General features: G+C 63.5%; 27 protein-coding genes. 26 read left to right on the top strand and 1 reads right to left on the bottom strand.

From position 1 onward, the window contains the following. Positions 1-7: 7 nt before the first annotated feature. The 17 genes from fliF (at position 8) to flhB (ending at position 15,128) form a co-directional block, all read left to right on the top strand. Positions 8-1,813: a flagellar basal-body MS-ring/collar protein FliF gene (gene fliF / locus ACZ0AV_RS04390; RefSeq protein WP_499149905.1), complete on the top strand. Its 1,806-nt coding sequence runs from the start codon at positions 8-10 to the stop codon at positions 1,811-1,813. Continuing rightward, positions 1,806-2,822, top strand: a complete 1,017-nt coding sequence (gene fliG / locus ACZ0AV_RS04385) for a flagellar motor switch protein FliG (protein ID WP_499149904.1) — start codon at positions 1,806-1,808, stop codon at positions 2,820-2,822. Before fliF ends, fliG begins: the two co-directional genes overlap by 8 nt. A gap of 3 nt (positions 2,823-2,825) precedes the next feature. Then, positions 2,826-3,614 (top strand): flagellar assembly protein FliH, encoded by a 789-nt coding sequence (fliH, locus tag ACZ0AV_RS04380; RefSeq protein WP_499149903.1) that lies wholly within the window; start codon positions 2,826-2,828, stop codon positions 3,612-3,614. Beyond that, the gene (gene fliI, locus ACZ0AV_RS04375) at positions 3,604-4,962 is read left to right on the top strand and encodes a flagellar protein export ATPase FliI (protein WP_499149902.1); all 1,359 of its coding nucleotides are present in this window, start codon (positions 3,604-3,606) and stop codon (positions 4,960-4,962) included. Before fliH ends, fliI begins: the two co-directional genes overlap by 11 nt. A 3-nt stretch (positions 4,963-4,965) precedes the next feature. After that, positions 4,966-5,418, top strand: a complete 453-nt coding sequence (gene fliJ, locus ACZ0AV_RS04370) for a flagellar export protein FliJ (RefSeq protein ID WP_499149901.1) — start codon at positions 4,966-4,968, stop codon at positions 5,416-5,418. A 206-nt stretch (positions 5,419-5,624) separates the two neighbouring features. After that, on the top strand, positions 5,625-5,930 hold the full coding sequence (locus ACZ0AV_RS04365; RefSeq protein WP_499149900.1) for an STAS domain-containing protein: 306 nt from the start codon (positions 5,625-5,627) through the stop codon (positions 5,928-5,930). A gap of 6 nt (positions 5,931-5,936) precedes the next feature. Continuing rightward, positions 5,937-7,634 carry a fused response regulator/phosphatase gene (locus tag ACZ0AV_RS04360; RefSeq protein ID WP_499149899.1) on the top strand — a complete coding sequence of 566 codons (1,698 nt, stop codon included), beginning with the start codon at positions 5,937-5,939 and terminating at the stop codon, positions 7,632-7,634. Between the two features lie 86 nt (positions 7,635-7,720). Then, positions 7,721-8,077, top strand: a complete 357-nt coding sequence (locus ACZ0AV_RS04355) for an Hpt domain-containing protein (RefSeq protein WP_499153291.1) — start codon at positions 7,721-7,723, stop codon at positions 8,075-8,077. Between the two features lie 72 nt (positions 8,078-8,149). Continuing rightward, complete coding sequence (locus tag ACZ0AV_RS04350; protein ID WP_499149898.1) at positions 8,150-9,418, top strand: flagellar hook-length control protein FliK; 1,269 nt, start codon at positions 8,150-8,152, stop codon at positions 9,416-9,418. Between the two features lie 252 nt (positions 9,419-9,670). Next, entirely contained in the window at positions 9,671-10,195 is a 525-nt protein-coding gene (gene fliL / locus ACZ0AV_RS04345) for a flagellar basal body-associated protein FliL (protein WP_499149897.1), read from the top strand. A gap of 15 nt (positions 10,196-10,210) precedes the next feature. Further along, positions 10,211-11,182, top strand: a complete 972-nt coding sequence (gene fliM / locus ACZ0AV_RS04340; RefSeq protein WP_499149896.1) for a flagellar motor switch protein FliM — start codon at positions 10,211-10,213, stop codon at positions 11,180-11,182. 60 nt (positions 11,183-11,242) lie between these two features. Further along, entirely contained in the window at positions 11,243-11,713 is a 471-nt protein-coding gene (gene fliN / locus ACZ0AV_RS04335) for a flagellar motor switch protein FliN (protein ID WP_499149895.1), read from the top strand. 5 nt (positions 11,714-11,718) lie between these two features. Then, positions 11,719-12,144 (top strand): flagellar biosynthetic protein FliO, encoded by a 426-nt coding sequence (fliO, locus tag ACZ0AV_RS04330; RefSeq protein WP_499149894.1) that lies wholly within the window; start codon positions 11,719-11,721, stop codon positions 12,142-12,144. Continuing rightward, a complete protein-coding gene (fliP, locus tag ACZ0AV_RS04325) occupies positions 12,144-12,929 on the top strand; it encodes a flagellar type III secretion system pore protein FliP (RefSeq protein ID WP_499149893.1) in 786 nt (261 codons plus the stop codon). The genes fliO and fliP overlap by 1 nt, the downstream gene beginning before the upstream one ends. A gap of 10 nt (positions 12,930-12,939) precedes the next feature. Beyond that, positions 12,940-13,209 (top strand): flagellar biosynthesis protein FliQ, encoded by a 270-nt coding sequence (gene fliQ, locus ACZ0AV_RS04320; protein ID WP_499149892.1) that lies wholly within the window; start codon positions 12,940-12,942, stop codon positions 13,207-13,209. Between the two features lie 5 nt (positions 13,210-13,214). Further along, complete coding sequence (gene fliR, locus ACZ0AV_RS04315; protein ID WP_499149891.1) at positions 13,215-13,991, top strand: flagellar biosynthetic protein FliR; 777 nt, start codon at positions 13,215-13,217, stop codon at positions 13,989-13,991. After that, positions 13,992-15,128, top strand: a complete 1,137-nt coding sequence (gene flhB / locus ACZ0AV_RS04310; RefSeq protein ID WP_499149890.1) for a flagellar biosynthesis protein FlhB — start codon at positions 13,992-13,994, stop codon at positions 15,126-15,128. Between the two features lie 43 nt (positions 15,129-15,171). Here flhB and sodC read toward each other — a convergent pair whose 3' ends face one another. Beyond that, positions 15,172-15,693, bottom strand: a complete 522-nt coding sequence (gene sodC / locus ACZ0AV_RS04305; RefSeq protein WP_499149889.1) for a superoxide dismutase [Cu-Zn] SodC — start codon at positions 15,691-15,693, stop codon at positions 15,172-15,174. A gap of 234 nt (positions 15,694-15,927) precedes the next feature. Between sodC and flhA the strand changes: the two genes are divergently transcribed. The 9 genes from flhA to ACZ0AV_RS04260 all read left to right on the top strand — a co-directional run bounded on the left by flhA (position 15,928) and on the right by ACZ0AV_RS04260 (position 26,540). Further along, positions 15,928-18,057 carry a flagellar biosynthesis protein FlhA gene (flhA, locus tag ACZ0AV_RS04300; protein ID WP_499149888.1) on the top strand — a complete coding sequence of 710 codons (2,130 nt, stop codon included), beginning with the start codon at positions 15,928-15,930 and terminating at the stop codon, positions 18,055-18,057. A 15-nt stretch (positions 18,058-18,072) separates the two neighbouring features. After that, on the top strand, positions 18,073-19,380 hold the full coding sequence (gene flhF, locus ACZ0AV_RS04295; protein WP_499149887.1) for a flagellar biosynthesis GTPase FlhF: 1,308 nt from the start codon (positions 18,073-18,075) through the stop codon (positions 19,378-19,380). Between the two features lie 94 nt (positions 19,381-19,474). Continuing rightward, positions 19,475-20,305 (top strand): flagellar synthesis regulator FleN, encoded by an 831-nt coding sequence (gene fleN, locus ACZ0AV_RS04290; RefSeq protein ID WP_499149886.1) that lies wholly within the window; start codon positions 19,475-19,477, stop codon positions 20,303-20,305. Next, positions 20,302-21,045 (top strand): RNA polymerase sigma factor FliA, encoded by a 744-nt coding sequence (gene fliA, locus ACZ0AV_RS04285; protein ID WP_499149885.1) that lies wholly within the window; start codon positions 20,302-20,304, stop codon positions 21,043-21,045. The genes fleN and fliA overlap by 4 nt, the downstream gene beginning before the upstream one ends. Positions 21,046-21,198: 153 nt before the next feature. Further along, complete coding sequence (locus tag ACZ0AV_RS04280) at positions 21,199-21,573, top strand: chemotaxis response regulator CheY (protein ID WP_499149884.1); 375 nt, start codon at positions 21,199-21,201, stop codon at positions 21,571-21,573. Positions 21,574-21,592: 19 nt separating this feature from the next. Then, positions 21,593-22,381, top strand: coding sequence for a protein phosphatase CheZ (locus ACZ0AV_RS04275; RefSeq protein WP_499149883.1), 789 nt, complete (start codon positions 21,593-21,595; stop codon positions 22,379-22,381). Positions 22,382-22,392: 11 nt separating this feature from the next. Next, positions 22,393-24,624: a chemotaxis protein CheA gene (locus ACZ0AV_RS04270; protein ID WP_499149882.1), complete on the top strand. Its 2,232-nt coding sequence runs from the start codon at positions 22,393-22,395 to the stop codon at positions 24,622-24,624. A gap of 42 nt (positions 24,625-24,666) precedes the next feature. Beyond that, on the top strand, positions 24,667-25,800 hold the full coding sequence (locus ACZ0AV_RS04265) for a protein-glutamate methylesterase/protein-glutamine glutaminase (RefSeq protein WP_499149881.1): 1,134 nt from the start codon (positions 24,667-24,669) through the stop codon (positions 25,798-25,800). Next, positions 25,800-26,540: a flagellar motor protein gene (locus tag ACZ0AV_RS04260; RefSeq protein WP_499149880.1), complete on the top strand. Its 741-nt coding sequence runs from the start codon at positions 25,800-25,802 to the stop codon at positions 26,538-26,540. The genes ACZ0AV_RS04265 and ACZ0AV_RS04260 overlap by 1 nt, the downstream gene beginning before the upstream one ends. Position 26,541 lies beyond the last annotated feature (1 nt).

Raw genomic sequence — 26,541 nt, 5'->3', positions numbered from 1 at the left:
CACGATCATGGCCGAAGCACTTGCCACCACCGTACCCGCCACCGCACCTGGCAGCGCGCCAAAAAAGCCGCTGCTCGGGCTGACCTTCCTGGAAAACCTGTCGGACATGCCGCTGCTGCGCCAGGCCGGGCTGCTGGTCGGCCTGGCCGCCAGCGTGGCGATCGGCTTTGCCGTGGTGCTGTGGTCCCAGCAGCCGGATTACAAACCGTTGTATGGCAGCCTCGAGGGCATGGATGCCCGTGGCGTCATGGAAACCCTGACGGCGGCCAACATCGAATACACCGTCGAGCCTAATTCCGGGGCGCTGCTGGTCAAGTCATCGGACCTGGCCCAGGCCCGCATTCGCCTCGCTTCCGCTGGCGTGGCGCCGACCGATACCAGCATCGGCTTCGAGATCCTCGACAAGGAGCAGGGGCTGGGCACCAGCCAGTTCATGGAAGCGACGCGTTACCGTCGCGGCCTGGAAGGCGAGCTGGCGCGCACCGTATCCAGCCTGAACAACGTCAAGGCGGCGCGCGTGCACCTGGCGATTCCGAAGAGCTCGGTGTTCGTGCGTGACGAGCGCAAGCCCAGCGCATCGGTACTGGTCGAGTTGTATGCGGGGCGCAACCTGGAGCCGAGCCAGGTGATGGCGATCGTCAACCTGGTGGCCAGCAGCGTGCCTGAGATGGACAAGGGCCAGGTGACCGTGGTTGACCAGAAGGGCAACCTGCTCTCCGATCAGCAGGAAATGTCCGAGCTGAGCATGGCCGGCAAGCAATTCGATTACAGCCGCCGTATGGAAAGCCTGTTCACCCAGCGTGTGCACAACATTCTGCAGCCTGTGCTCGGCATGGGTCGCTACAAGGCCGAAGTATCGGCGGACGTGGATTTCAGCGCGGTCGAGTCCACTTCGGAAACCTTCAACCCGGATCAGCCGGCGCTGCGCAGCGAGCAGCAGGTCAACGAACAACGCAGCAGCGGCAGCGGCCCGCAGGGCGTCCCGGGTGCGCTGAGCAATCAGCCTCCAGGCCCCGCCGCTGCGCCACAGCAGGCCGGTGGCGCCGCGGCTCCAGGTGGCCCGATTGCGCCCGGCCAGCCGCTGGTCGATGCCAATGGCCAGCAGATCATGGACCCGGCCACTGGCCAGCCGATGCTCGCGCCTTACCCTGCCGACAAGCGTGACCAGTCGACCCGCAACTTCGAGCTCGACCGCTCGGTGAGCTACACCAAGCAGCAGCAGGGTCGCCTGCGCCGGCTTTCCGTCGCGGTGGTGGTGGATGACCAGATGCGCGTCGATCCGGCCACCGGGGAAACCAGCCGCGTGCCGTGGACCAGCGACGACCTGGCGCGTTTCACCCGCCTGGTGCAGGATTCGGTGGGCTTCGATGCCAGCCGCGGCGACAGCGTCAGCGTGATCAATACGGCGTTCAGCAGCGAAGTGGCTGAAGTGATCGAGATGCCGTGGTACCAGAGCGAACTGTTCCTGATGGCCATGGGTGGGCTCAAATCACTGTTCCCGGCTCTGCTGATCTTCCTGCTGGTGTGGTTCGTGCTGCGTCCGGTGCTGAACAACATCACCGGTGGCGGCAAGGGCAAGGAGCTGGCACTGGCTGGTGGTGGTCGTGATGGCGATGTGGATCTCGGCGAAATGGGCGGCCTGGACGGTCAGCTCGCCTCCGATCGGGTAAGCCTCGGCGGCCCGCAGAGCATTCTTCTGCCGAGCCCGAGCGAGGGGTATGATGCACAACTGAACGCGATCAAGACCTTGGTCGCCGAAGATCCGGGCCGCGTAGCTCAGGTCGTCAAAGACTGGATCAATGCCGATGAATGACAACCGTTCCACCGCCAAGATGAGCAAGGTCGAAAAGGCCGCGATTCTTCTGCTGTCGCTCGGCGAAACCGATGCGGCCCAGGTGCTGCGCCACCTCGGGCCCAAGGAGGTGCAGCGCGTCGGCGTGGCCATGGCCGGCATGCGCAACATTCATCGCGAGCAGGTCGAGCAGGTGATGGGTGAGTTCGTCGAAACCGTCGGCGATCAGACCAGCCTGGGCGTCGGCGCTGACGGGTACATCCGCAAGATGCTTACCCAGGCGCTGGGCGAGGACAAGGCCGGCAACCTGATCGACCGCATCCTGCTCGGTGGCAGCACCAGTGGCCTGGACAGCCTGAAGTGGATGGAGCCGCGCGCGGTAGCCGACGTGATCCGCTACGAGCACCCGCAGATTCAGGCCATCGTGGTGGCTTATCTGGATCCCGACCAGGCCGGCGAAGTATTGGCGCATTTCGATCACAAGGTACGCCTGGACATCGTCCTGCGCGTGTCGTCGCTCAATACCGTGCAGCCGGCGGCGCTCAAGGAGCTCAACCTGATTCTCGAGAAGCAGTTCTCCGGCAGCTCCAACACCACCCGCGCCACCATGGGCGGCGTGAAGCGCGCGGCGGACATCATGAACTACCTCGACAGCTCGGTCGAAGGGCAACTGATGGACTCCATCCGCGAGATCGACGAAGACCTGTCGTCGCAGATCGAGGACCTGATGTTCGTGTTCGACAACCTCGCCGAGGTCGACGACCGCGGCATCCAGGCGCTGCTGCGTGAAGTGTCGTCCGATGTGCTGGTACTGGCGCTCAAGGGCGCGGACGAAGCGATCAAGGAAAAAGTCTTCAAGAACATGTCCAAGCGTGCTGCCGAACTGCTGCGTGATGACCTGGAAGCGAAAGGGCCGGTGCGCGTGAGTGACGTCGAAACCGCGCAGAAGGAGATCCTCACCATTGCCCGGCGTATGGCCGAGGCTGGCGAAATCGTCCTTGGCGGCAAGGGTGGCGAGGAGATGGTTTAACCCATGGCCGCCAAGGAACCCGCCAGCGAGCTGATTCGCGCCAAGGACCTGGGCAGCGTCAATCGCTGGTCGCTGCCCAGCTTCGACGAACATGTGGACGCACCCGAAGAGCTGCCGGCAGTCAACCCGCCGGCCGCCGAGGCGCCGCCAGCTGCGCCGCAGGAAAGCGAGGAGATCGCCCTCGAAGATGTCAAACCCTTGACACTCGACGAGCTCGAAGCGATTCGCCAGGACGCCTACAACGAAGGCTTCGCCACCGGAGAGAAGGACGGCTTCCGCGCCGGCCAGCTCAAGGCCAAGCAGGAAGCCGATGCGGCGCTGGCCACCCGCGTCAAACAGCTCGAACAGGTCATGAGTCACCTGTTCGAACCGATCGCCGATCAGGACCAGCAACTCGAAGTGGCACTGGTCGCCCTGGTCGGGCAGATTTCCCGGGAAGTCATCCAGCGCGAGCTGAACCGTGACTCCAGCCAGATTCGCCAGGTCCTGCGCGAAGCCCTCAAGTTGTTGCCCATGGGCGCGGAGAATATCCGCATCCACCTCAATCCCCAGGACTTCGAACTGGTCAAGGCGCTGCGCGATCGCCATGAGGAAAGCTGGCGGATTCTCGAGGACGACTCGCTGCTGCCCGGCGGCTGCCGGCTGGAGACCGAACACAGCCGTATCGACGCGAGCGTCGAGACGCGCCTGAGCCAGGCGCTCAAGCAGTTGTTCGAACAGCAGCGTGAACAGGCCACCACGCCGCGCGCCGCTGACATGCAGATCGACCTGGACGCCGCCGATGCGCCTTGAACGCATCAGCTTTGCCCGCCGCATGGAGGGCTATGCTGACGCCGTGAAGCTGCCGTCGCAGCCGGTGGTCGAGGGGCGCCTGCTGCGCATGGTCGGCCTCACCCTGGAAGCCGAAGGCTTGCGTGCAGCCCTGGGCAGCCGCTGCCTGGTGATCAACGACGACAGCTATCACCCCGTGCAGGTGGAAGCCGAGGTCATGGGCTTTTCCTCCGGCAAGATCTACCTGATGCCGGTCGGCAGCCTGGCGGGCATCGCGCCGGGGGCCCGCGTGGTGCCGCTGCCGGATACCGGCCGCCTGCCGATGGGCATGTCGATGCTCGGGCGGGTGCTCGATGGCGCCGGTCGTGCCCTCGACGGCAAGGGCGGCATGAAGGCCGAGGACTGGGTGCCGATGGACGGCCCGACCATCAACCCGCTCAAGCGTCACCCGATCAGCGAGCCCCTGGATGTGGGCATCCGCAGCATCAATGGCCTGCTGACCGTTGGCCGTGGCCAGCGCCTCGGCCTGTTCGCCGGTACCGGTGTCGGCAAGTCGGTCCTGCTGGGCATGATGACGCGCTTCACCGAAGCGGAAATCATCGTGGTCGGGCTGATCGGTGAACGTGGCCGCGAGGTGAAGGAGTTCATCGACGAGATCCTTGGCAAGGAGGGCATCAAGCGCTCCGTGGTGGTTGCCTCGCCGGCCGACGATGCCCCGCTGATGCGCCTGCGTGCCGCGATGTACTGCACGCGGATCGCCGAATATTTTCGCGACAAGGGCAAGAATGTCCTGTTGCTGATGGACTCGCTGACCCGTTTCGCCCAGGCACAACGGGAAATCGCCCTGGCCATTGGCGAGCCGCCCGCGACCAAGGGTTACCCACCGTCGGTATTCGCCAAGCTGCCGCGGCTGGTCGAACGCGCGGGTAATGCGGAGCAGGGCGGTGGCTCGATCACCGCGTTCTATACGGTGTTGTCGGAAGGTGATGATCAGCAGGACCCTATAGCCGACGCGGCGCGTGGCGTGCTCGACGGCCATTTCGTGCTGTCCCGGCGCCTCGCCGAGGAAGGCCATTACCCGGCCATCGACATCGAAGCATCGATCAGCCGAGTCATGCCCCAGGTCGTCAGCGCCGAACACATGCGCAACGCGCAGCGGTTCAAGCAGCTGTGGTCGCGCTACCAGCAGAGCCGCGACCTGATCAGCGTGGGCGCCTATGTGCCGGGCGGCGATGCCGACACGGACCTGGCCATCGCTCGCCAGCCGGTCATGGTGCGTTACCTGCGCCAGAGCCTGGGCGAAAGCGAAAGCCTGGACAGCAGCCGTGATCTGCTGGCTGCCGTTCTGAACCCGTCGGCGGCGCCCTAACCGGTGGCCACGAGCCGCGCCGCACGGTTGGCGCCCGTTGTCGAAATGGCCGAAAAGGCCGAGCGCGAGGCCGCCCTGCAACTGGGCCGGGCCCAGGGCATGCTTGGCCAGGCCCAGGGTAAGCTGGCGGATCTGGAAACCTACCTGCGGGGCTATCAGCAGCAGTGGATCAATGAAGGGCAGCACGGCGTATCCGGCCAGTGGCTGATGAATTACCAGCGCTTTCTGTCGCAGCTCGATGTGGCCATCGCTCAGCAACAGCAGGCGGTGGCCTGGCACCGCAACAACCTCGACAAGGTGCGTGATGTCTGGCAACAGCGCTACGCACGCCTCGAAGGGCTGCGCAAGCTGGTACAGCGCTATCTGGATGAAGCGCGTGCAGCCGAGGACAAGCGTGAGCAGAAGCTGCTCGACGAGCTTTCGCAGCGCCTGCCACGACGTGATTCCCACGAATGATGGTTGCCGCTGACGTAGGCTAATGTTACATCTTCACAGGCCGTGGTTCAGGTTGCCGGAGTGCGCCCTGCAGCGGTCAGGAAAAACAGGTGAGACACCGCCTCTCGGCTCTGGTCAACAAGGTATAACCTGCTCATCGAGGCAGGCTCGGCCATGTGGGTCCGTTCACGCGTCTGGCGGGTTTCCCGGATCTCAAGGAGTGCTTCATGCCCATCACCTCGCTGCCTTCGGAAGACGGGCAAGAGTTGACCATCACGATTCAGGGACGCTTCGATTTTGGCGTCCACCAGGAGTTTCGCCGCGCTTACGAGCGCGTCGACCTTCGTCCCAAACGGTATGCGGTCGACCTCAAGGCGACCACCTACCTCGACAGCTCGGCGCTCGGCATGTTGCTGCTGCTGCGCGACCATGCAGGTGGTGACCGTGCGCAGATTCGCCTGCTCAACTGCAACGCCGACGTGCGCAAGATCCTGTCCATTTCCAATTTCGAACAGCTTTTCCAGATCGTCTGAGGCGTGATGAGCGCCTCGTTCCTCACCATCCTGATCGCCGAAGACAGCGCCACTGACCGCATGCTGCTGTCGACCATCGTCGCTCGCCAGGGGCATCGGGTGCTGGCGGCCAGCGATGGCCTGGAAGCCGTGGCGCTGTTCGAGTCGCAACGCCCGCAGCTGGTGCTGATGGACGCCCTGATGCCGGTGATGGATGGCTTCGAGGCAGCCCGACGAATCAAGGCGCTGGCCGGCGACGCCATGGTGCCGATCATCTTTCTGACCTCGCTGAGCGAAGACGAGGCCTTGGCCAGTTGCCTGGAAGCGGGCGGCGACGACTTCCTCGCCAAACCCTACAGCCGGGTGATTCTCGAGGCCAAGATCAATGCGATGGACCGTCTGCGGCGCCTGCATCAGGAGGTACTGCAGCAACGTGACCTGATCGCCCGGCACAACGAGCACTTGCTCAACGAGCAGCAGGTGGCCAAGGCGGTGTTCGACAAGGTGGCTCATTCCGGCTGCCTGGGCTCTGGCAACATCCGCTATTTGCAGTCGCCCTACGCCCTGTTCAATGGCGATCTGCTGTTGGCGGCGTTTCACCCCAGTGGCGACATGCACGTTCTGCTCGGTGATTTCACCGGTCACGGGTTGCCGGCAGCGATTGGCGCGATGCCTCTGGCCGACGTGTTCTACCGCATGACCGGCAAAGGCCACTCGCTGGCGGAGATCCTTCGCGAGAGCAACGCCAAGATGCGCCGCATCCTGCCGCGTGGCGTGTTCTGCTGCGCGACGGTACTGAACATCAGCTTCCGGCGGCAGGTCGTGGAATTCTGGGGCGGCGGCCTGCCGGATGGTTATGTACTGCGCAATGACGGCGGCGAGCGGATACCGCTGGTGTCCCGCCACCTGCCGCTGGGGGTGCTGGAGCCCGACCGGTTCCGTGACGACTACGAAGCCTACCCGATGGCGATCGGTGACCGGGTTTTTCTGTTGTCCGATGGCGTGCTCGAGGCACGTAACGAGCAGGAGCAATTGTTTGGCGAGCAGCGCCTGCTCGACGTGCTCGACAACGGCCGCCCGCCCGCTGCGCTGTTCGACGACATCCAGCAGGCGTTGCAACGTTTTCACTGCGAAGCGCGAGACGACGTCAGCCTGGTCGAGGTGACCATGGTCGACGACAGCCAGGTCGTCCGGCCGCCGCTGCACCCCGGCGAATGGCGCGCCGGCCCCGAGCGGTGGTCGGCGCGTTTCGATTTCCGAGGCGCCACCCTGCGCGACTTCTACCCGCTGCCGTACCTGTTGCAACTGTTGCTCGAAGTTCCTGGGCTGCGCGGGCATGGTGGTGATCTCTACAGCGTGTTGTGCGAGCTGTACACCAACGCGCTGGAGCATGGCGTGCTGGGCCTCGATTCGGCATTGAAGCGCGACGCCGCCGGGTTCTCCGAATACTACCGGCAACGTGCCGAACGTCTCGACGCGCTGGAGGACGGTTGCGTGAGCATCGCCATCGACACCTGCCGCGAAGGCAGTGGCGGCCGCCTGACGCTGACCGTGGAAGACAATGGTGGCGGGTTCGACCCTGTCGCCGTGCTGGCTCATGAGGGGCCGGTGGCGGGGCTAAGCGGTCGTGGTATGCGGCTGGTTCGCGACCTGTGCGAGCGCTGCAGCTGGTCACCTGACGGGCGTCGCGTGAGTGTGGAGTTTTCCTGGCCTGGCGAGGCATAATCCGCCGCTCGGCGCTTCCCTCGGCAGCCGGCTGAGGGGCGTGATCAGCAATGGCGTGCTGCCGCTCAGGCCGGCATGGAGTGAAGGTGTCCGACAATCATCTAGACCGCGACGTGTTGGTGACCCTCCAGGACATCATGGAGGACGAGTATCCCGTGCTGCTGGATACTTTCGTCGCTGATTCGCAAGAGCGCCTGCGTCTGCTGCATGCCGCCGAGCACGTCCAGGATTCGCAAGCGATGCGCCACGCCGCGCATAGTTTCAAGGGCAGTTGCAGCAACATGGGCGCCAAGGCTCTGGCGGAATCCTGCCGCGAACTCGAAGAACTGGCTCGGCGTGGTGACCTGCCCGGGTCCGCCGAATTGATCGCGCGCATCGAGCGTGAATTCGCCATTGTCCGCATCCTGCTGAAGGCCGAGCGGCAACGCTTTTTGCCCGACTGACCAGCCGCGCTGGATGTTGGCCCGGCGCTTGCTAGCGCTATGCTCACTACTTCATTCAAGCGGAGAGCATTCATGCCCGTTGCCCCCGATCTGCTGCTGACCCCGGCGGCGCCTGCCAAGCCCAAGGCTCCTGCGGCCAACACCGCGTCGAACAAGGCTGAGCCGCGCTCGCAGGAGGCTTCCAGCTTCTCGCAGGTGTATGCCAAGGAGCGTCAGGCCAAGGCCGCCGAGCGTCAGGATAACGCTGCCAGGGATGCCCGCGAGAGCAAGGCCGACCCGCAGAAAAGCGCCAGTAGTCCGGCGCCGAGCGCCGACCAGGCGCCGGAAGTTGCCGAGAGCGGCAAGGAGTTGCCAGTCGATCCGGCAAGCGAGGAGGCGGTCGTCGATCCGCTGCTGATGCTCGGCCTGTTCGAGCCGCCGGTTGTGGTAGAGGTCGTCAACCCCGAACTGCAAGTGCCAGCCACAGCGGTGTCGACCAGCCTGATCGGCTCGGCACCGGCGAGCATGACCGAAGCCAGCTTCGACCCGGAAATCGACGCGCTCAACCAGTTGCCGGCGGTGCGTCTGGCGCTGGATGTCGGCGTTCAGGAGAAGGTGGCCGAGCAGGCCGCAGTCACTAACGGCAGTGCCTCGACGTCTTCGTCCGCCAGCAGTGGCCAGGCGTTCGCCAGCGCCATGGCGGCGATGGGCATGAAGTCGACCGCGGTGGATGGCGAGGTTGCCGAAACCACCGAGCTGCCAGTGCTGGAGCTGAGTACCGAAGGCCTGGAGGCACTCAAGGAAAGTTCGGCCAATACCGCGCCCGAGCAGTTCGTCAGCAAGCTGAGTGCACTGAGCCAGGCCATCGGCCAGCAGACTTCGCAGGTTGCACGCGCCGTGCAGGTACCGGGGCAACCGGTGGCCATGCAACAGGCCGGCTGGAGCGAGGGCGTGGTGGACAAGGTCATGTGGATGTCCAGCCAGAACCTCAAGTCCGCCGAGATCCAGCTCGACCCCGCCGAACTGGGGCGCCTGGATGTGCGCATCAGCGTGAACCAGGACCAGACTCAGATCAGCTTCGCCAGCGCCCACCCGGGCGTGCGCGAGGCGCTGGAAAGCCAGGTGCACCGGCTGCGCGAGATGTTTACCCAGCAGGGCATGAACCTCGCCGACGTGAACGTCTCCGACCAGTCCCAGGGCCGCGCCTGGCAGGGCCAGGAAAACGATAGCCGGGGGCGCGGCGGGCGCATGGCTGACGAAGGCGGCACCGGGGGCGGTGAAGAGGAGCGGGTGATCGGCAGCGTCGAGCTGCGCGACCCCGCCCAGGGCGCCGGCCGTGGCATGGTCGATTATTACGCCTGATGCCGATCTGCTGCCGGGCACGCCTGCACCTGCCTGGGAGCGCGCTTGATCGGCAGACTGTTCTAGACTTCACCCTGACCGAGACCATCGGCCAGGGTGATTTCGTTTCTGCGCCAATGCCCGGGTCTGTGCTGGTGCTTTCGCGTAACATGGCGCGCCGCGGCGATTGCGCCCACGCTTATGAGCTGGCATAACACTTGCTCTTAACCCTTTGAAAGCGGACGAATCTCCGCTCCGTGACGGATTTTTGGCATGGCTAAGAAAAACGCGGCACCCGCGGCTGCGGCCGAGGCAGGAAGCAAGCCGCCCGGCAAGCTGAAACTCATCATCGTGATCGTCCTGGCGCTGCTGGTCGCCGTGGGGGCGTCGGTTGGCGGTACCTGGTTCTTCCTCAGCAAGGATTCGGCCAAGGAAGAGGTGGCCTCCGAATCCGCAGAACATGCTGCACCGGTCAAACAGCCGGCGATCTATGAAGAACTGGCGCCCGCGTTCGTCGTGAATTTCACGCAGAACGGCCGTGCCCGCTACATGCAGGTCAGCCTGGCGCTGATGACCCGCGACCAGGCCGGCCTGGATGCGCTCAAGGTGCACATGCCGGTGCTGCGCAACAACCTGGTGATGCTGTTCTCCAGCCAGGATTTCGCCACGCTGGTCACCCCGGTAGGCAAGGAGATGCTGCGCCAGCAGGCCACCGCCAGCGTGCAGCAACTGGCCGAGAAGGAGACCGGCAAGGTCGTCGTCGAGCAGGTGCTGTTCACCAACCTCGTATTGCAATAGGGCAGGAGTTCGATAATGGCTGTGCAAGACCTGCTATCCCAGGACGAGATCGATGCGCTGCTGCACGGTGTCGATGACGGCCTGGTGGAAGCCGAGGAGTTCGTCGAGCCGGGCAGCGTCAAACAGTACGACCTGACCAGCCAGGACCGCATCGTGCGCGGTCGCATGCCGACCCTGGAAATGATCAACGAGCGCTTCGCACGCTACACGCGCATCAGCATGTTCAACCTGCTGCGCCGTTCCGCCGATGTCGCGGTCGGCGGCGTGCAGGTGATGAAGTTCGGTGAATACGTGCATTCGCTGTACGTACCCACCAGCCTGAACCTGGTGAAGATGAAGCCGCTGCGTGGCACCGGCCTGTTCATCCTCGATGCCAAACTGGTGTTCAAGCTGGTCGACAATTTCTTCGGTGGTGATGGGCGCCATGCCAAGATCGAAGGGCGTGAATTCACCCCGACCGAGTTGCGCGTGGTGCGCATGGTGCTCGATCAGGCGTTCATCGACCTGCGTGAAGCCTGGGCCGCGGTAATGGACATCAACTTCGAATATGTCGGTTCCGAGGTCAACCCGGCGCTGGCGAACATCGTCAGCCCCAGTGAAGTCATCGTCGTGTCGACCTTTCACATCGAGCTCGATGGCGGCGGCGGCGATCTGCACGTGACCATGCCGTACGCGATGGTCGAGCCCATTCGCGAGATGCTCGACGCCGGTTTCCAGTCCGATGTCGACGACCAGGACGAGCGCTGGGTCAAGGCATTGCGCGAAGACATCCTCGACGTCAACGTGCCGCTCAGTGCCACCGTGGCGCGACGCCAGCTCAAGGTCCGCGACATCCTGCACATGCAGCCTGGCGACGTGATCCCGGTGGAACTGCCGGAACACATGATCCTGCGCGCCAATGGCGTGCCATCCTTCAAGGTCAAGCTCGGCTCGCACAAGGGCAACCTGTCGCTGCAGGTGCTCGACCCGATCGAGCGTCACCGCTAATTCCCATTTCGCCTTGCGCGGCGCGCAGGGCAACCGATAAACGCCAGCCGAGGTTGAACGATGGCAGACGAAAACGAAAACACCACGCCCGAGGAACAGGCGCTGGCAGACGAGTGGGCGGCAGCCCTGGCCGAGTCCGGCGATGCCGAAGGCCAGGACGACATCGACGCCATGCTGGCCGCCAGTGCGCCAAGCCAGCCGGCCGCGCCACGTGCGCCGATGGAAGAGTTCGGCAGCATGCCCAAGGTCAACAACCCGGTCAGCCTGGAGGGCCCGAACCTCGACGTGATCCTCGATATTCCCGTGTCCATCTCGATGGAAGTGGGCAACGCCGATATCACCATCCGCAACCTGCTGCAGCTCAACCAGGGCTCGGTTATCGAGCTCGATCGCCTGGCCGGCGAGCCGCTCGACGTGCTGGTCAACGGCACGCTGATTGCGCATGGCGAAGTGGTGGTGGTCAACGAGAAGTTCGGCATTCGCCTGACCGACGTGATCAGCCCCAGCGAACGCATCAAGAAACTGCGCTAGCGACCATGAACAGAATCCTGCTTGCGTTACTGGCATTGCCGCTTTGCGTGCTGGCTGCCGAACCTGCCGCCCCGGCTCCGGTGCCCGGCAGCGGCATTGGCGGTCAGCTGGTGCAGCTGGTCCTTGGCCTGTTGCTGGTCATCGGCCTGATTTTCGCGCTGGCCTGGATGATGCGCCGGGTGCAGCGCCTCGGGCCTTCGGGCGGCAAGGTCATCAAGATCGTCGCCACCCAGGCGCTGAGCCCACGTGACCGGCTGGTGCTGGTACAGGTAGGTGACGAGCAGATACTGCTGGGCCTTACCCCGGGGCGGATCAACCAATTGCACGTCATGGCCGAGCCGGTGCACCTGCCGGATGTCGAGCCGGCTTCGACCGAGTTCGCTCAGCGCCTGATGGAATTGCTGGGCAAAGACCAGAAGGACAAACCCTGATGCTGCGCCTGCTGCTTGTGCTGGTGTTCACCCTGGGCGCCTCGCTGGCGTTCGCGCAGGAGCCGCCTGGCGCCAGCCCGCTGATCCAGCAGGGCAGCAACCCGCTGTCCATCCCGGCGATCACCCTCAGCACCGATACCGAGGGCCAGCAGGAATACTCGGTCAGCCTGCAGATCCTGTTGATCATGACGGCGCTGAGCTTCATCCCGGCGTTCCTCATGCTGATGACCAGCTTTACGCGCATCATCATCGTCTTCTCGATCCTGCGCCAGGCCATGGGCCTGCAACAGACGCCGTCCAACCAGATCCTCATCGGCCTGGCGTTGTTCCTGACCATGTTCATCATGGCGCCGGTGTTCGACCAGATTAACCGCGAAGCGCTGCAGCCCTACCTCAATCAGCAGCTCCCGGCGCAGCAGGCCATCGAGCGGGCAGAGGTGCCGATCAAGAACTTCATGCTGGCGCAGACCCGCGAGAGCGACCTGGAGCTCTTCGTGCGCCTGTCCAAGCGTACCGACATCGCCACGCCCGAACAGGCGCCGCTGACCATTCTGGTACCGGCCTTCGTGACCTCGGAGCTGAAAACCGCGTTCCAGATCGGTTTCATGATCTTCATTCCGTTCCTGATCATCGACATGGTGGTGGCCAGTATCCTCATGGCCATGGGCATGATGATGCTGTCGCCGCTGATCATCTCGTTGCCGTTCAAGATCATGCTGTTCGTGCTGATCGATGGGTGGGCGTTGATCATGGGTACTCTGGCCAGTAGTTTCGGCACCTTATAGAGAGGCTTGCATGACCCCTGAAGTTGCCGTCGACCTGTTCCGCGAAGGACTCTGGCTGATCTCCCTGATGGTCGGCCTGCTGGTCATGCCCAGTTTGCTGGTTGGCCTGCTGGTAGCGATGTTCCAGGCCGCCACGCAGATCAACGAACAGACGCTGAGCTTCCTGCCGCGCCTGCTGGTGATGCTGTTGACGCTGATCGTCGCCGGGCCGTGGATGGTCCAGCAGCTCATGGAGTACACCGAGAACCTGATCATGAACATCCCGCAGCTGATCGGCTGAGCGCGATGTTCGAGCTGAGCGATGCGCAGATCGGCGGTTGGGTCAGCAGCTTCGTGCTGCCGCTGTTCCGTGTCGCCGCGCTGCTGATGGTGATGCCGATCTTCGGCACCCAACTGGTGCCGACCCGGGTACGCCTGTACCTGGCGCTGGCCATCAGCGTGGTGCTGGTGCCGACCCTGCCGCCGATGCCGCAGGTCGATTCGATCAGCCTGCAATCGTTCATGCTCATCGCCCAGGAAATCCTCATCGGCGTGATGCTCGGCTTCGTGCTGCAATTGTTCTTTCACATCTTCGTGGTGGCCGGGCAGATCCTGGCGATGCAGATGGGCCTGGGCTTCGCGTCCATGGTCGACCCGGCCAACGGCATTTCGGTGCCGGTGATCGGCCAGTACTTCACCATGCTGGTGACCCTGCTGTTTCTGGCCATGAACGGCCATCTGGTGGTGTTCGAGGTGCTGGCGGAGAGTTTCGTGACGCTGCCGCCGGGCTCCGGGCTACAGGTCGAACACTACTGGGAAGTGGCCACCAAGCTCGGTTGGGTGATGGGCGCCGCGCTGATTCTGGTGCTGCCGGCGGTCACCGCGCTGCTGGTGGTGAACATCGCGTTCGGGGTGATGACTCGCGCCGCGCCACAACTGAACATCTTTTCCATCGGCTTCCCGCTGACCCTGGTGCTGGGCATGGTGATCGTGTGGATCTCCATGGCCGATATCCTCTCGCACTACCAGGCATTGGCGTCCGAAGCACTGATGATGCTGCGTGAACTGGCGAGGGCGAGCTAGATGGCCGAATCCGAGAGCGGCGCCGATAAAAGCGAAGAACCCACGGAGAAACGCCGCCGCGAATCTCGTGACAAGGGCCAGATCGCGCGCTCGCGCGAGCTCAATACCCTTGCCATCATGCTTGCCGGTACCGGTGGCCTGCTGGCCACTGGCGGGGCGATCGGCAATGCCATGCTGGAGATCATGCGCGGCAATTTCGCCTTGTCCCGTGAAGTGCTGATGGACGAACGCAGTATGGCGCTGTGGCTGGCGGCTTCCGGGCAGATGGCCATGGAAGCGTTGATGCCGCTCTTCGTGGTTCTCCTGGTCGCCTCCATCGTCGGCCCGATCTGCCTGGGCGGCTGGCTGTTCTCGGCCAAGGCCATGGCGCCCAAGTTCAGCCGCATGAACCCTTTGGCCGGGCTCAAGCGCATGTTTTCCATGAAGGCGCTGATCGAACTGGTCAAGGCGCTAGCCAAATTCATCCTGATCCTGCTGGTGGCGCTGGTGGTGCTGTCGATGGACCGCGACGACCTGCTGGCAATCGCCAATGAGCCGGTGGAGTCGGCCATCATGCACGCGTCCCAGGTGGTCGGCTGGAGCGCCCTGTGGATGTCCCTGGGGCTGATCCTCATCGCGGCCGTGGATGTGCCGTTCCAGCTCTGGGACAACAAGCAGAAGCTGATGATGACCAAGCAGGAGGTCAGGGACGAATACAAGGACAGTGAGGGCAAACCGGAGGTCAAACAGCGGATTCGCCAGTTGCAGCACGAGATGACCCAGCGTCGCATGATGCAGGCCGTGCCGCAGGCCGACGTGGTGATCACCAACCCGACGCACTTTGCCGTGGCATTGAAATATGACCCGGAGAAGGGCCAGGCGCCCATGCTGCTCGCCAAGGGCAGCGACTTCACCGCGTTGAAGATTCGTGAAATCGCCCAGGAGCACAAGGTCATGCTGCTGGAATCGCCCGCCCTGGCGCGGTCGATCTATCACACCACCGAGCTGGACCAGGAAATTCCGGCCGGGCTGTATCTGGCGGTTGCTCAGGTCCTGGCATACGTCTATCAGATCCGCCAATACCAGGCTGGCAAGGGCAAGCGCCCGGTGCCGCTCAAGGACCTGCCGATCCCGCCGGACCTGCGTCGCGACGAATGAGGGCCGCGCCCCGCGAGTTGCGATTCGCGGGGCGCGGCAGGTATCACTTGATCACGCCGCAGGCGACGCGCGCGCCACCACCACCCAGTGGTTTCGGGTGGTCGGCATGGTTGTCGCCACCCGCGTGAACCATCAGTGCCAGGTTCTTCAGCTCGTCGACACTTTTGATGCGGGGCGCCAGGACGGGCTGGTTGGCCTTGCCGTCGGCGGTGACCAGCAGGGCGGGGAGGTCGCCCAGGTGGCCTTCTCCCCATGGTAGCCCGTGCTTGCCGGCGTTTTTGGGGTCCCAGTGGCCACCTGCGGCCTCGGCCGCGGAGGCCTCGCCGTCTTTCTGCGCGGCGTCGCAGCTGGGCTTGCTGTGTACATGGAAGCCATGCACACCCGGCTCCAGGTCGTGCAGTTCGGGGGTGAACACCACGCCATAAGGGCTTTGGCTGATCACCACCTTGCCTACGGACGCGCCAACGCCCTTGGCGTCCACGGCATTGAGATCGACCGTCAGGTCGGCAGCCTGCAGGCTGGCGGCGCAGCAACTGGCCAGGGCGGCCATCATCCAGCGTTTCATACGTGACTCCTCGAGGATGGAAAATCGCGGGGCGAGTACGTCGCCCACAGGGGTGTGGACTGGGGTTTTCCGGCGTGGTTCGTGTTTTCGTCGTGCAGGCATTTCCTGCGCAGGCAACCAATTGTCGCTCCAGCCCCGTGACTGCGGGCTTCTCGAAGAGTTGGAAGGGATCTTGCAAATACCGGCAACAGAGACGCTCAGGCGTCAAAAGTTTGATTCAGCCGGGGTAACCACGTGGCAGTAGATCGCACACAACTGATTGGCAACGTTCGCAACAACCTCTCGGGGTTGCGCGGCGGCAATCTAGGCATCCCGCTGTTGCTGTTGATCATGCTTGCCATGGTCATGCTGCCGATTCCGCCGTTCCTGCTCGACGTGCTGTTCACCTTCAGCATCGCGCTGTCGATCGTCGTGCTGCTGGTCGCGATCTACGCCTTGCGGCCGCTGGACTTCGCCGTGTTCCCGACCATCCTGCTGGCCGCCACGCTGTTGCGCCTGGCACTCAACGTCGCCTCCACGCGGGTGGTGCTGCTGCACGGCCAGGACGGCCACGATGCGGCCGGCAAGGTGATCCAGGCGTTCGGTGAGGTGGTGATCGGCGGCAACTACGTGGTGGGCATCGTGGTGTTCGCGATCCTCATGATCATCAACTTCGTGGTGGTAACGAAAGGTGCCGGGCGGATCTCCGAAGTCAGCGCCCGTTTCACCCTGGATGCCATGCCTGGCAAGCAGATGGCCATCGACGCCGACCTCAACGCCGGCCTGATCGACCAGGTCGAAGCCAAGAAGCGCCGCAGTGAAGTCGCCCAGGAAGCCGACTTCTACGGCTCCATGGACGGTGCCAGTAAATTCGTCCGTGGCGACGCCGTCGCCGGTCTGCTGATCCTGTTCATCAACCTGATCGGCGGCGTTGCCATCGGTATGCTGCAGCATGGGCTGCCTTTTGCCGAAGCGGGCCGTATCTACACCCTGCTGACCATCGGCGACGGCCTGGTAGCGCAGATTCCGTCCCTGCTGCTGTCCACTGCCGCCGCCATCATGGTGACCCGAGTATCCAGTTCGGAAGACATGGGCGCCCAGGTCAATCGCCAGATGTTCGCCTCGCCGCGGGCACTGGCGGTCGCCGCGGCGATCATGATCGCCATGGGCCTGGTTCCCGGCATGCCGCACATGTCCTTCATCAGCCTGGGGCTGGTGGCTGCCGGCGCCGCCTACTGGATCGCCAACAAGCAGCGCCAGACCAAGGAAGCCGAGGTCCAGGAAGTGCAGCGCCAGCAGGAGCTGCTGCCCGCGCAGCGTGCCCAGGAGGTCAAGGAACTGGGTTGGGATGACGTGATGCCAGTGGACATGGTCGGCCTGGAAGTCGGTTATCGCCTGATTCCGCTGGTCGACCGCAACCAGGGTGGGCAACTGCTGGCGCGGATCAAGGGGGTGCGCAAGAAGCTCTCCCAGGAGATGGGCTTCCTGATGCCGTCCGTGCATATCCGCGACAACCTGGACCTGCAACCCAACGCCTATCGTTTGACGCTGATGGGCGTGAGCGTCGCCGAGGCCGAGGTGTACCCGGATCGCGAGCTGGCCATCAACCCGGGTCAGGTATTCGGCACACTCAACGGCGTGGCCGCCAAAGATCCGGCGTTCGGCCTGGATGCCGTATGGATCGATCCGGGCCAGCGCGACCAGGCGCAGTCCCTCGGTTATACGGTGGTGGACGCCAGTACCGTGGTTGCCACGCACCTCAATCAGGTCCTGCACAAACACGCCCATGAACTGCTCGGCCATGAGGAAGTCCAGCAATTGATGCAGTTGCTGGCGAAAAGCTCGCCAAAGCTGGCGGAAGAGCTGGTGCCTGGCCTGATTTCCCTGTCGACCCTGCTCAAGGTGCTTCAGGCGTTGCTGCAGGAGCAGGTGCCGGTGCGCGACATCCGTACCATCGCCGAGGCCATCGCCAACGTTGCACCGCGGAGTCAAGATCCCGCCGCGATGGTCTCTGCGGTACGCGTCGCGCTGGCCCGCGCAATCGTGCAAAACATCGTGGGACTAGAGCCGGAGCTGCCTGTGATCACCCTTGAGCCAAGGTTGGAACAGATATTGCTAAATAGTCTTCAGAAGGCCGGTCAAGGCTCCGAGGATGGCATCCTCCTGGAGCCTGGCATGGCCGAGAAGCTGCAACGTTCCCTGGTGGAAGCAGCGCAGCGTCAGGAGATGCTTGGCAAGCCGGTGATACTGCTGGCGGCCGGGCCGGTTCGGGGAATGCTTTCGCGTTTCGCCCGGTTGGCCGTCCCGAGCATGCATGTTCTGGCGTACCAGGAAATTCCGGATAACAAGCAGGTCACCATCGTTGCGACGGTGGGGCAGAACTAATCGAGGGTACGGGCCATGCAGGTCAAACGCTTTTTTGCCGCCGATATGCGCCAAGCCATGAAACTGGTTCGCGATGAGCTGGGCGCCGATGCGACCATCATCGGTAACCGCCGAGTGGCCGGTGGCGTGGAATTGACGGCCGCACTCGATTACCAGGTCGCGCCTGCACCGGCACGCCAAGCCAACCCGGCGCTCGAGGCTGAGCTGCGCAAGACGCAGTCGCGTATCGCCTCTGCCCAGGCCGAGCTGACCACCCGCGCACAGCTGGATGCCGGCAAGGACCGCCAGATGTTCGCCGAAACGCCGGCCGCAGCTCCCGTCGACAGCCTGGACGCCGTGCTCGAACGCCAGCACAAGAAGCCGGCCGCAGCCGCGGTCGACCAGTCCGCGCTGGAGTCCATGCGCTCGGAGCTTCATGGCCTGCGTGAGCTGATCGAAATGCAGATGGGTTCCATGGCCTGGGGCCAGTTGCAGGCTCGTCGCCCGCAGCAGGCTACCCTGTGGCGCCGTCTGCAACGCATGGGCCTGCCGGCCGAGCTGGCGCGTTCGCTGCTCGATCGCGTGGCCTCGCTGACCGACCAGCGTCAGGCCTGGCGCATGGTGCTCGCGCACCTGGCCCACGCAATCCAGACCCCCAAGCAGGAGCCGATGGAAGAGGGCGGTGTGATCGCGCTCGTCGGCCCTGCCGGCATGGGCAAGACCACCACGCTGGCCAAGCTCGCAGCACGCTACGTACTCAAGTACGGCGCCACCAACATCGCCCTGGTGAGCATGGACAGCTACCGCATCGGTGCCCAGGAGCAGCTCAAGACCCTGGGTCGCATCCTCGGCGTCTCGGTGACCCACGTCGACCCCGGGCAGTCCCTGACCCAGGCCCTGGCGCCGCTTGCCCGCAAGCGCGTGGTGCTGATCGATACCGCCGGCCTGCCAGCCAATGATCCGGCGCTGCGCATGCAGCTGGAAGCGCTGGCCAGCCGGGGCGTCAATGCACGCAATTACCTGGTGCTGGCGGCGACCAGCCAGGCCCAGGTGCTCAAGGCGGCTTATCACAGCTACAAGCGTTGTGGGCTGTCGGGCTGCATTCTGAGTAAACTGGACGAAGCGACCAGCATGGGTGAGGTATTGGGTCTGGCTATTAGCCACCGTCTACCGGTAGCCTATCTGGCAGATGGCCCGCGGATTCCGGACGATGTTCACGTGCCGCGCAGCCACCAGCTGGTCAGTCGTGCGGTGGGTCTGCAGGCGCCGGAAGAACCGAGCGAGGACACGATGGCCGATATGTTCGCCGGCCTGTATCAGGACCCGGCACGACGCGCAGGATGAACAGGCAGGTGTGGCGAGGCACTGGTTGCCGCCGCCACGGCAGCGCACAATGGCCTATGGCTTAAAGCGAAGTTAGATAAGGTGTGTAGATAACATGGGTATGCATCCCGTACAGGTGATCGCGGTGACCGGCGGCAAAGGCGGCGTTGGCAAGACCAATGTGTCGGTAAATTTGTCGTTGGCGCTGGCTGATCTCGGTCGGCGCGTCATGCTCATGGACGCCGACCTTGGCCTGGCCAACGTCGACGTACTGCTTGGGCTGACCGCCAAACGCACCCTGGCCGACGTCATCGATGGCAATTGCGACATTCGTGACGTCGTCTTGCAGGGGCCGGGCGGCATTCGCATCGTGCCCGCTGCCTCCGGCACCCAGAGCATGGTGCAGCTCACGCCCATGCAGCACGCGGGCCTGATCCAGGCATTCAGCGATATCAGTGACAACCTCGATGTACTGATCGTCGACACCGCTGCCGGTATCGGTGATTCGGTGGTGAGCTTCGTGCGCGCGGCCCAGGAAGTGCTGGTGGTGGTGTGCGACGAACCGACTTCCATCACCGATGCCTACGCGCTGATCAAGCTCCTCAACCGTGACCACGGCATGAACCGTTTTCGGGTCCTTGCCAATATGGCGCACAGCCCGCAGGAGGGACGCAATCTGTTTGCTAAGCTGACCAAGGTGACCGATCGTTTTCTGGATGTTGCGCTGCAGTACGTGGGCGCAGTGCCCTACGACGAATCGGTGCGCAAGGCCGTACAGAAACAACGTGCGGTGTACGAAGCATTTCCTCGTTCGAAGTGCGCGCTTGCGTTCAAGGCGATTGCCCAGAAGGTCGATGCATGGCCGTTACCGGCCAACCCGCGAGGCCATCTGGAATTTTTCGTTGAACGCCTGGTGCAACAACCGACTGCAGACACGGCTGTATGACGACAGCCTCTGGACTCCGTATGTACAGCAAGGCAACAGCACAAGATTCACAGCATCAGTTGATTGAACGCTACGCCCCGCTGGTCAAACGTATCGCCTACCACCTGTTGGCGCGTTTGCCTGCCAACGTGCAGGTGGATGACCTGATCCAGGCCGGGATGATCGGCCTGCTCGAAGCTTCTCGCAAATACGACGCCGGCAAGGGCGCCAGTTTCGAGACGTTTGCCGGCATTCGTATCCGTGGCGCCATGCTTGATGAGGTCCGCAAGGGCGACTGGGCACCGCGCTCGGTGCATCGCAACAGCCGCATGGTCAGCGACGCCATACGAAAAATTGAGGCCAGAACCGGAAGAGACGCTAAAGATCAGGAGGTTGCTGCCGAACTCCAATTGAGTCTCGAAGATTACTACGGCATTCTTGGCGACACGTTGGGCAGCCGCCTGTTCAGTTTCGACGACCTGCTTCAGGAAGGCGAGAGTGGCGGACTGCAGGAAGACACGAGTTCCCTCCACCACGGGCCGTCACACGAACTGGAAGATGATCGTTTCCAGGCGGCGCTGGTGGATGCCATCAGCAACCTGCCGGAGCGTGAGCGGTTGGTGCTGTCGCTGTATTACGACGAGGAGTTGAACCTCAAGGAAATCGGCGAGGTGTTGGGAGTGAGTGAATCGCGGGTCAGCCAATTGCATAGCCAGTGTGCCGCGCGCCTACGTGCGCGGCTCGGCGAATGGCGCGCATGAATAATTGAGCAGGGCGCTGGAAAACACTGTGAACGCAGCAAAGTCGGACGCAATGGTTTTGCGGCGTTCCGCCAGGCCGGTTTCACGATTTAGAAGCGCTTCAGAATGCTGAAGGCGTTTTAGGACTGTACGGAGGTCGACTTGGACAAGAACATGAAAATCCTCATCGTCGATGATTTCTCGACGATGCGACGGATCATCAAGAACCTCTTGCGTGATCTGGGGTTCACCAACACGGCAGAGGCCGACGACGGCATGACGGCCTTGCCGATGCTGCAGAGCGGCAGCTTCGACTTTCTCGTCACTGACTGGAACATGCCCGGCATGAGCGGCATCGACCTGTTGCGCGCGGTGCGTGCAGACGAGCGCCTGAAGCAGATGCCGGTGTTGATGGTTACGGCAGAGGCCAAGCGCGATCAGATCATCGAGGCCGCGCAAGCCGGTGTGAACGGCTATGTGGTCAAGCCTTTCACCGCTCAGGTGCTTAAGGAAAAGATCGAGAAAATCTTCGAGCGGGTTAACGGCTGATGTCTGCCGCGAGGTTGTTATGGAACACGATGATTCTCAAGAGGCCGACCTCGAGTCGACCCTGAAAAGCAATGCCCGCCAACTGGTCAACAGCCTTGAACAAGGCAACTTTGGCGAAGCGGTACAGCTGATCAATGAACTGAACAAGGCGCGCGACCGGGGTCTTTACCACGAAGTCGGCAAGCTCACCCGTGAGCTGCACAACGCCATCGTCAATTTTCAGCTCGACCCACGGGTGCCTCACGCCAAGGAAGTCTCGCAGATATCCGATGCGACCGAACGCCTCAACTACGTGGTAACGATGACCGAGCGTGCGGCCAACCGCACCATGGACCTGGTCGAGCAGAGCGCGCCGCTGGTCAACGACCTGAGCAGCGAGGCCGATGCATTGAGCGAGGACTGGGGCAAGTTCATGCGCCGCGAAATGGGCGCTGATGCGTTCCGCGAGCTGGCCAAGCGCATCGAGCTGTTCCTGGCGCGCAGCCAGCGTGACAGCAGCAAACTGTCCGGGCACCTCAACGACATCATGCTCGCACAGGACTATCAGGATCTGACCGGGCAGGTGATCAAGCGCGTCACGCAATTGGTGACCGAAGTCGAGAGCAATCTACTGAAACTGGTGCTAATGGCCAGCCAGGTCGACCGTTTCGCCGGCATCGACCATGACCATGAAGTACTGCGTGCCGAGCAAAACAAACAAAAACCTGCGTCACACGGTGAAGGTCCGCAGATTCATGCCGATAAGCGTGATGACGTCGCATCGAACCAGGACGACGTCGACGATTTGCTGTCCAGCCTGGGATTTTAGGAGCACGTCATATGAGCTTCGGCGCCGATGAAGAAATCCTCCAGGATTTCCTGGTAGAGGCCGGCGAGATTCTTGAGCTGTTGTCCGAGCAGTTGGTGGAGCTGGAAAGCCGCCCGGACGACATGAACCTGCTCAACGCGATTTTTCGGGGATTTCATACGGTAAAGGGCGGGGCCGGCTTTCTGCAGCTCAATGAGCTGGTGGAGTGCTGCCACATCGCCGAGAACGTGTTCGACATCCTGCGCAAGGGTGAGCGACGGGTCGACGCCGAGTTGATGGACGTGGTGCTCGAGGCGCTGGATGCGGTCAACGGCATGTTCACCGAAGTGCGCGAGCGCGTCGAGCCGACACCAGCCTCGCCCGAGCTGCTGGCGGCCCTGGCACGCCTTGCCGAACCTGCTTCTGCTCAGCCCGCGGCAGTGGCTGCGCCAGCTCCGGCAGCGGTAGCCATGGCACCCGCTGCAGCCGACGATTCGGCGAATATCACCGACAGCGAATTCGAGCAGCTGCTCGACGCGCTGGGTGATGAGCCGCAACCGCAGGCAGGCGCCTCGGATGATGAAATCAGCGACGATGAATTCGAATCGTTGCTCGACCAGCTGCATGGCAAGGGCCAGTTCGTGGCCCCGGCCGTGGCTGCCGCGCCCGCCGTTCAAGCGCCTGCCGCCGCTCCGGCTGCAGGGCCGAGTGGCGGCAATGGCGATGACATCACCGACGACGAATTCGAAGCGCTGCTCGACCAGTTGCATGGCAAGGGCCAGTTCGTTCCGCCAGCGGTCGAGGCGCCGGCTGCTCCTGCACCTGCCGTGTCTGCCAGCGCAGCCGCCCAGGGCGACGACATCACTGACGACGAGTTCGAGGCGTTGCTCGACCAGTTGCATGGCAAGGGCAAGTTCGTCGAACCAGCCGCTGCCGCACCGGTAGCCGACGCTCCTGCTGCCGCGCCAGCAGCGCCAGCGGCCAAGCCGGCGGCGCCTGCACCGGCAGCGGCCAAGCCTGCACCGGCAGCACCTGCCGCGAAAGCCGAGCCAGTCAAGGCTGCTGCAGCACCTGCTGCCGCTGCGCCGGCCAATGAAGCGGAAACCACCGTGCGGGTCGACACCGCGCGTCTCGACGAAATCATGAACATGGTTGGCGAGCTGGTACTGGTGCGCAATCGCCTGGTGCGCCTGGGGCTCAACAGCGGCGACGAAGCCATGTCCAAGGCCGTTTCGAACCTGGACGTGGTCACCGCCGATCTGCAGACCTCGGTCATGAAGACCCGCATGCAGCCGATCAAGAAGGTCTTCGGGCGCTTCCCGCGCCTGGTTCGTGACCTGGCTCGCCAGCTCAAGAAAGAGATCAACCTGGAGTTGGTCGGCGAAGAAACCGACCTCGACAAGAACCTGGTCGAGGCCTTGGCCGATCCGCTGGTCCACTTGGTGCGTAACGCCGTTGACCACGGTGTGGAAGGCCCCGACGAACGCGAGGCCGCTGGCAAATCGCGCACCGGTCGCGTGGTGCTGTCCGCCGAGCAGGAGGGGGACCACATCCTGCTGATGATCACCGACGACGGCAAGGGCATGGATGCCGACGTCCTGCGCAGCAAGGCCGTGGAAAAAGGCCTGCTGGACAAGGATGCGGCCGATCGCCTGACCGATCTGGAATGCTACAACCTGATTTTCGCACCGGGCTTCTCGACCAAGACCGAGATTTCCGACGTGTCCGGCCGCGGTGTCGGCATGGACGTGGTGAAGACCAAGATTTCCCAGCTCAACGGCACGGTCAACGTGTTCTCGCAAAAGGGCCAGGGCTCGAAGATCGTCATCAAGGTGCCGCTGACCCTGGCGATCATGCCGACACTGATGGTGATGCTGGGCAACCAGGCCTTCGCCTTCCCGCTGGTCAACGTCAACGAGATCTTCCACCTCGATCTGTCGCGCACCAACGTGGTCGACGGCCAGGAAGTGGTGATCGTTCGCGACAAGGCGCTGCCGCTGTTCTATCTCAAGCGCTGGCTGGTCAGCAAGGCTGCCCACGAAGAGCAGGGCGAGGGCCACGTGGTGATTCTTACCGTCGGCAACCAGCGCATCGGTTTCGTCGTCGACCAGCTGGTGGGCCAGGAAGAGGTGGTGATCAAGCCCCTTGGCAAGATGCTGCAGGGCACCCCCGGCATGTCCGGGGCGACCATCACCGGTGACGGTCGCATCGCACTGATTCTCGACGTGCCGAGCATGCTCAAGCGCTACGCACGGCGTATCTGATCGTCCGCGGCGCGACCCCTGTCGCGCCGCTTAGGAGTGTTTATGGTTGTCAAGGTACTGGTGGTCGACGACTCCGGCTTCTTCCGTCGCCGGGTCTCGGAGATCCTGTCGTCCGACCCCAACATTACCGTGGTTGGCACGGCCACCAACGGCCGGGAAGCCATCGATCAGGCGCTGGCGCTCAAGCCCGACGTGATCACCATGGATTACGAAATGCCGTTGATGGACGGCATAACGGCTGTGCGCAGCATCATGCAGCGCTGTCCGACGCCGGTACTGATGTTCTCCTCGCTCACCCACGAAGGCGCCCGGGTCACCCTGGATGCGCTGGATGCCGGTGCGGTGGATTTCCTGCCGAAGAACTTCGAGGACATCTCGCGCAACCCCGAGAAGGTCAAGCAGTTGCTGTGCGAGAAGGTGCACAGCATTTCGCGCAGCAACCGCCGGGGGATCGGCACGGCGTCCCTGACGCCGCCCGCCGGCGGTAGCCTGAGCCGACCTGCAAGCACGTTCACTACACCGGCACCGGCGCCGGCGGCTCGGCCGCAGGCCAGCGTGAGCACGCCGGCGCCGGAGCGCACCTCGTCCGCAGCCAGCGCCGCGCCCAAACGCAAGGCCTACAAGCTGGTAGCGATCGGCACGTCGACCGGCGGCCCGGTCGCCCTGCAGCGGGTGCTCACCCAGTTGCCGGCCAATTTCCCGGCGCCGATCGTGTTGATCCAGCACATGCCGGCAGCCTTCACCAAGGCGTTTGCCGAGCGTCTCGACAAGCTCTGCAAGATCAACGTCAAGGAAGCCGAAGACGGCGACATCCTGCGTCCCGGCCTGGCCATCCTGGCCCCCGGCGGCAAGCAGATGATGATCGACGGCCGCGGCACCATCCGCATCCTGCCCGGTGACGAACGCCTGAACTACAAACCCTGCGTGGACATCACCTTCGGCTCGGCGGCCAAGGCCTACAACGACAAGGTGCTGGCGGTGGTGCTCACCGGCATGGGCGCCGACGGCCGCGAGGGCGCGCGCCTGCTCAAACAGAGCGGCAGCCAGGTGTGGGCCCAGGACGAAGCCAGTTGCGTGATCTACGGCATGCCGATGGCGATCGTCAAAGCCAACCTCGCGGATGCGATCTACTCGCTCGATGATATCGGCAGACACCTGGCCGAGGCCTGCATCTGATGGATGTGCTGAGCCTGATTGGCGTCATTCTGGCATTCGTCGCCATTCTTGGCGGCAATTACCTCGAAGGCGGCCATGTATCGGCTCTGCTCAATGGCCCGGCCGCGTTGATCGTGATCGGCGGTACCGTGGGCGCGGCGTTGCTGCAGACTCCGGTGGCGGTGTTCAAACGGGCCATGACCATCGTGCGCTGGATCTTTTTTCCGCCGCAGATCGACCTGCCAGGTGGCATCGACCGGGTGGTCAACTGGAGCATGACGGCGCGCAAGGAGGGCCTGCTGGGTCTCGAAGCCGTGGCTGACGGCGAAGCCGATCCCTATGCACGCAAGGGCTTGCAACTGCTGGTCGATGGCGCCGAGCCGGAGGCCATCCGCAGTATTCTCGAGGTGGACCTGTACACCCAGGAAAGCCGCGATATCCAGGCGGCGAAGTTCTTCGAATGCATGGGCGGCTATGCGCCGACCATTGGCATCATCGGGGCGGTGATGGGGCTGATCCACGTGATGGGCAATCTTGCCGATCCGAGCCTGCTCGGCGGCGGTATCGCCGTCGCGTTCGTCGCCACCATCTATGGGGTGGCGGTCGCCAACCTGCTCTTGTTGCCCGTCGGCGCCAAGCTCAAGTCCGTCGCCATGCGCCAGTCGGCGTACCGGGAAATGCTCCTCGAAGGCATCCTGTCCATCGGCGAGGGTGAGAACCCGCGCTCCATCGAGTTGAAGCTGCAAGGCTTCATGAACTGAT

This window comes from Pseudomonas sp. AC532, assembly GCF_979258965.1.
Note: the sequence above shows the minus strand (reverse complement) of the source record. Positions and strands in the feature narration are given on the sequence as shown.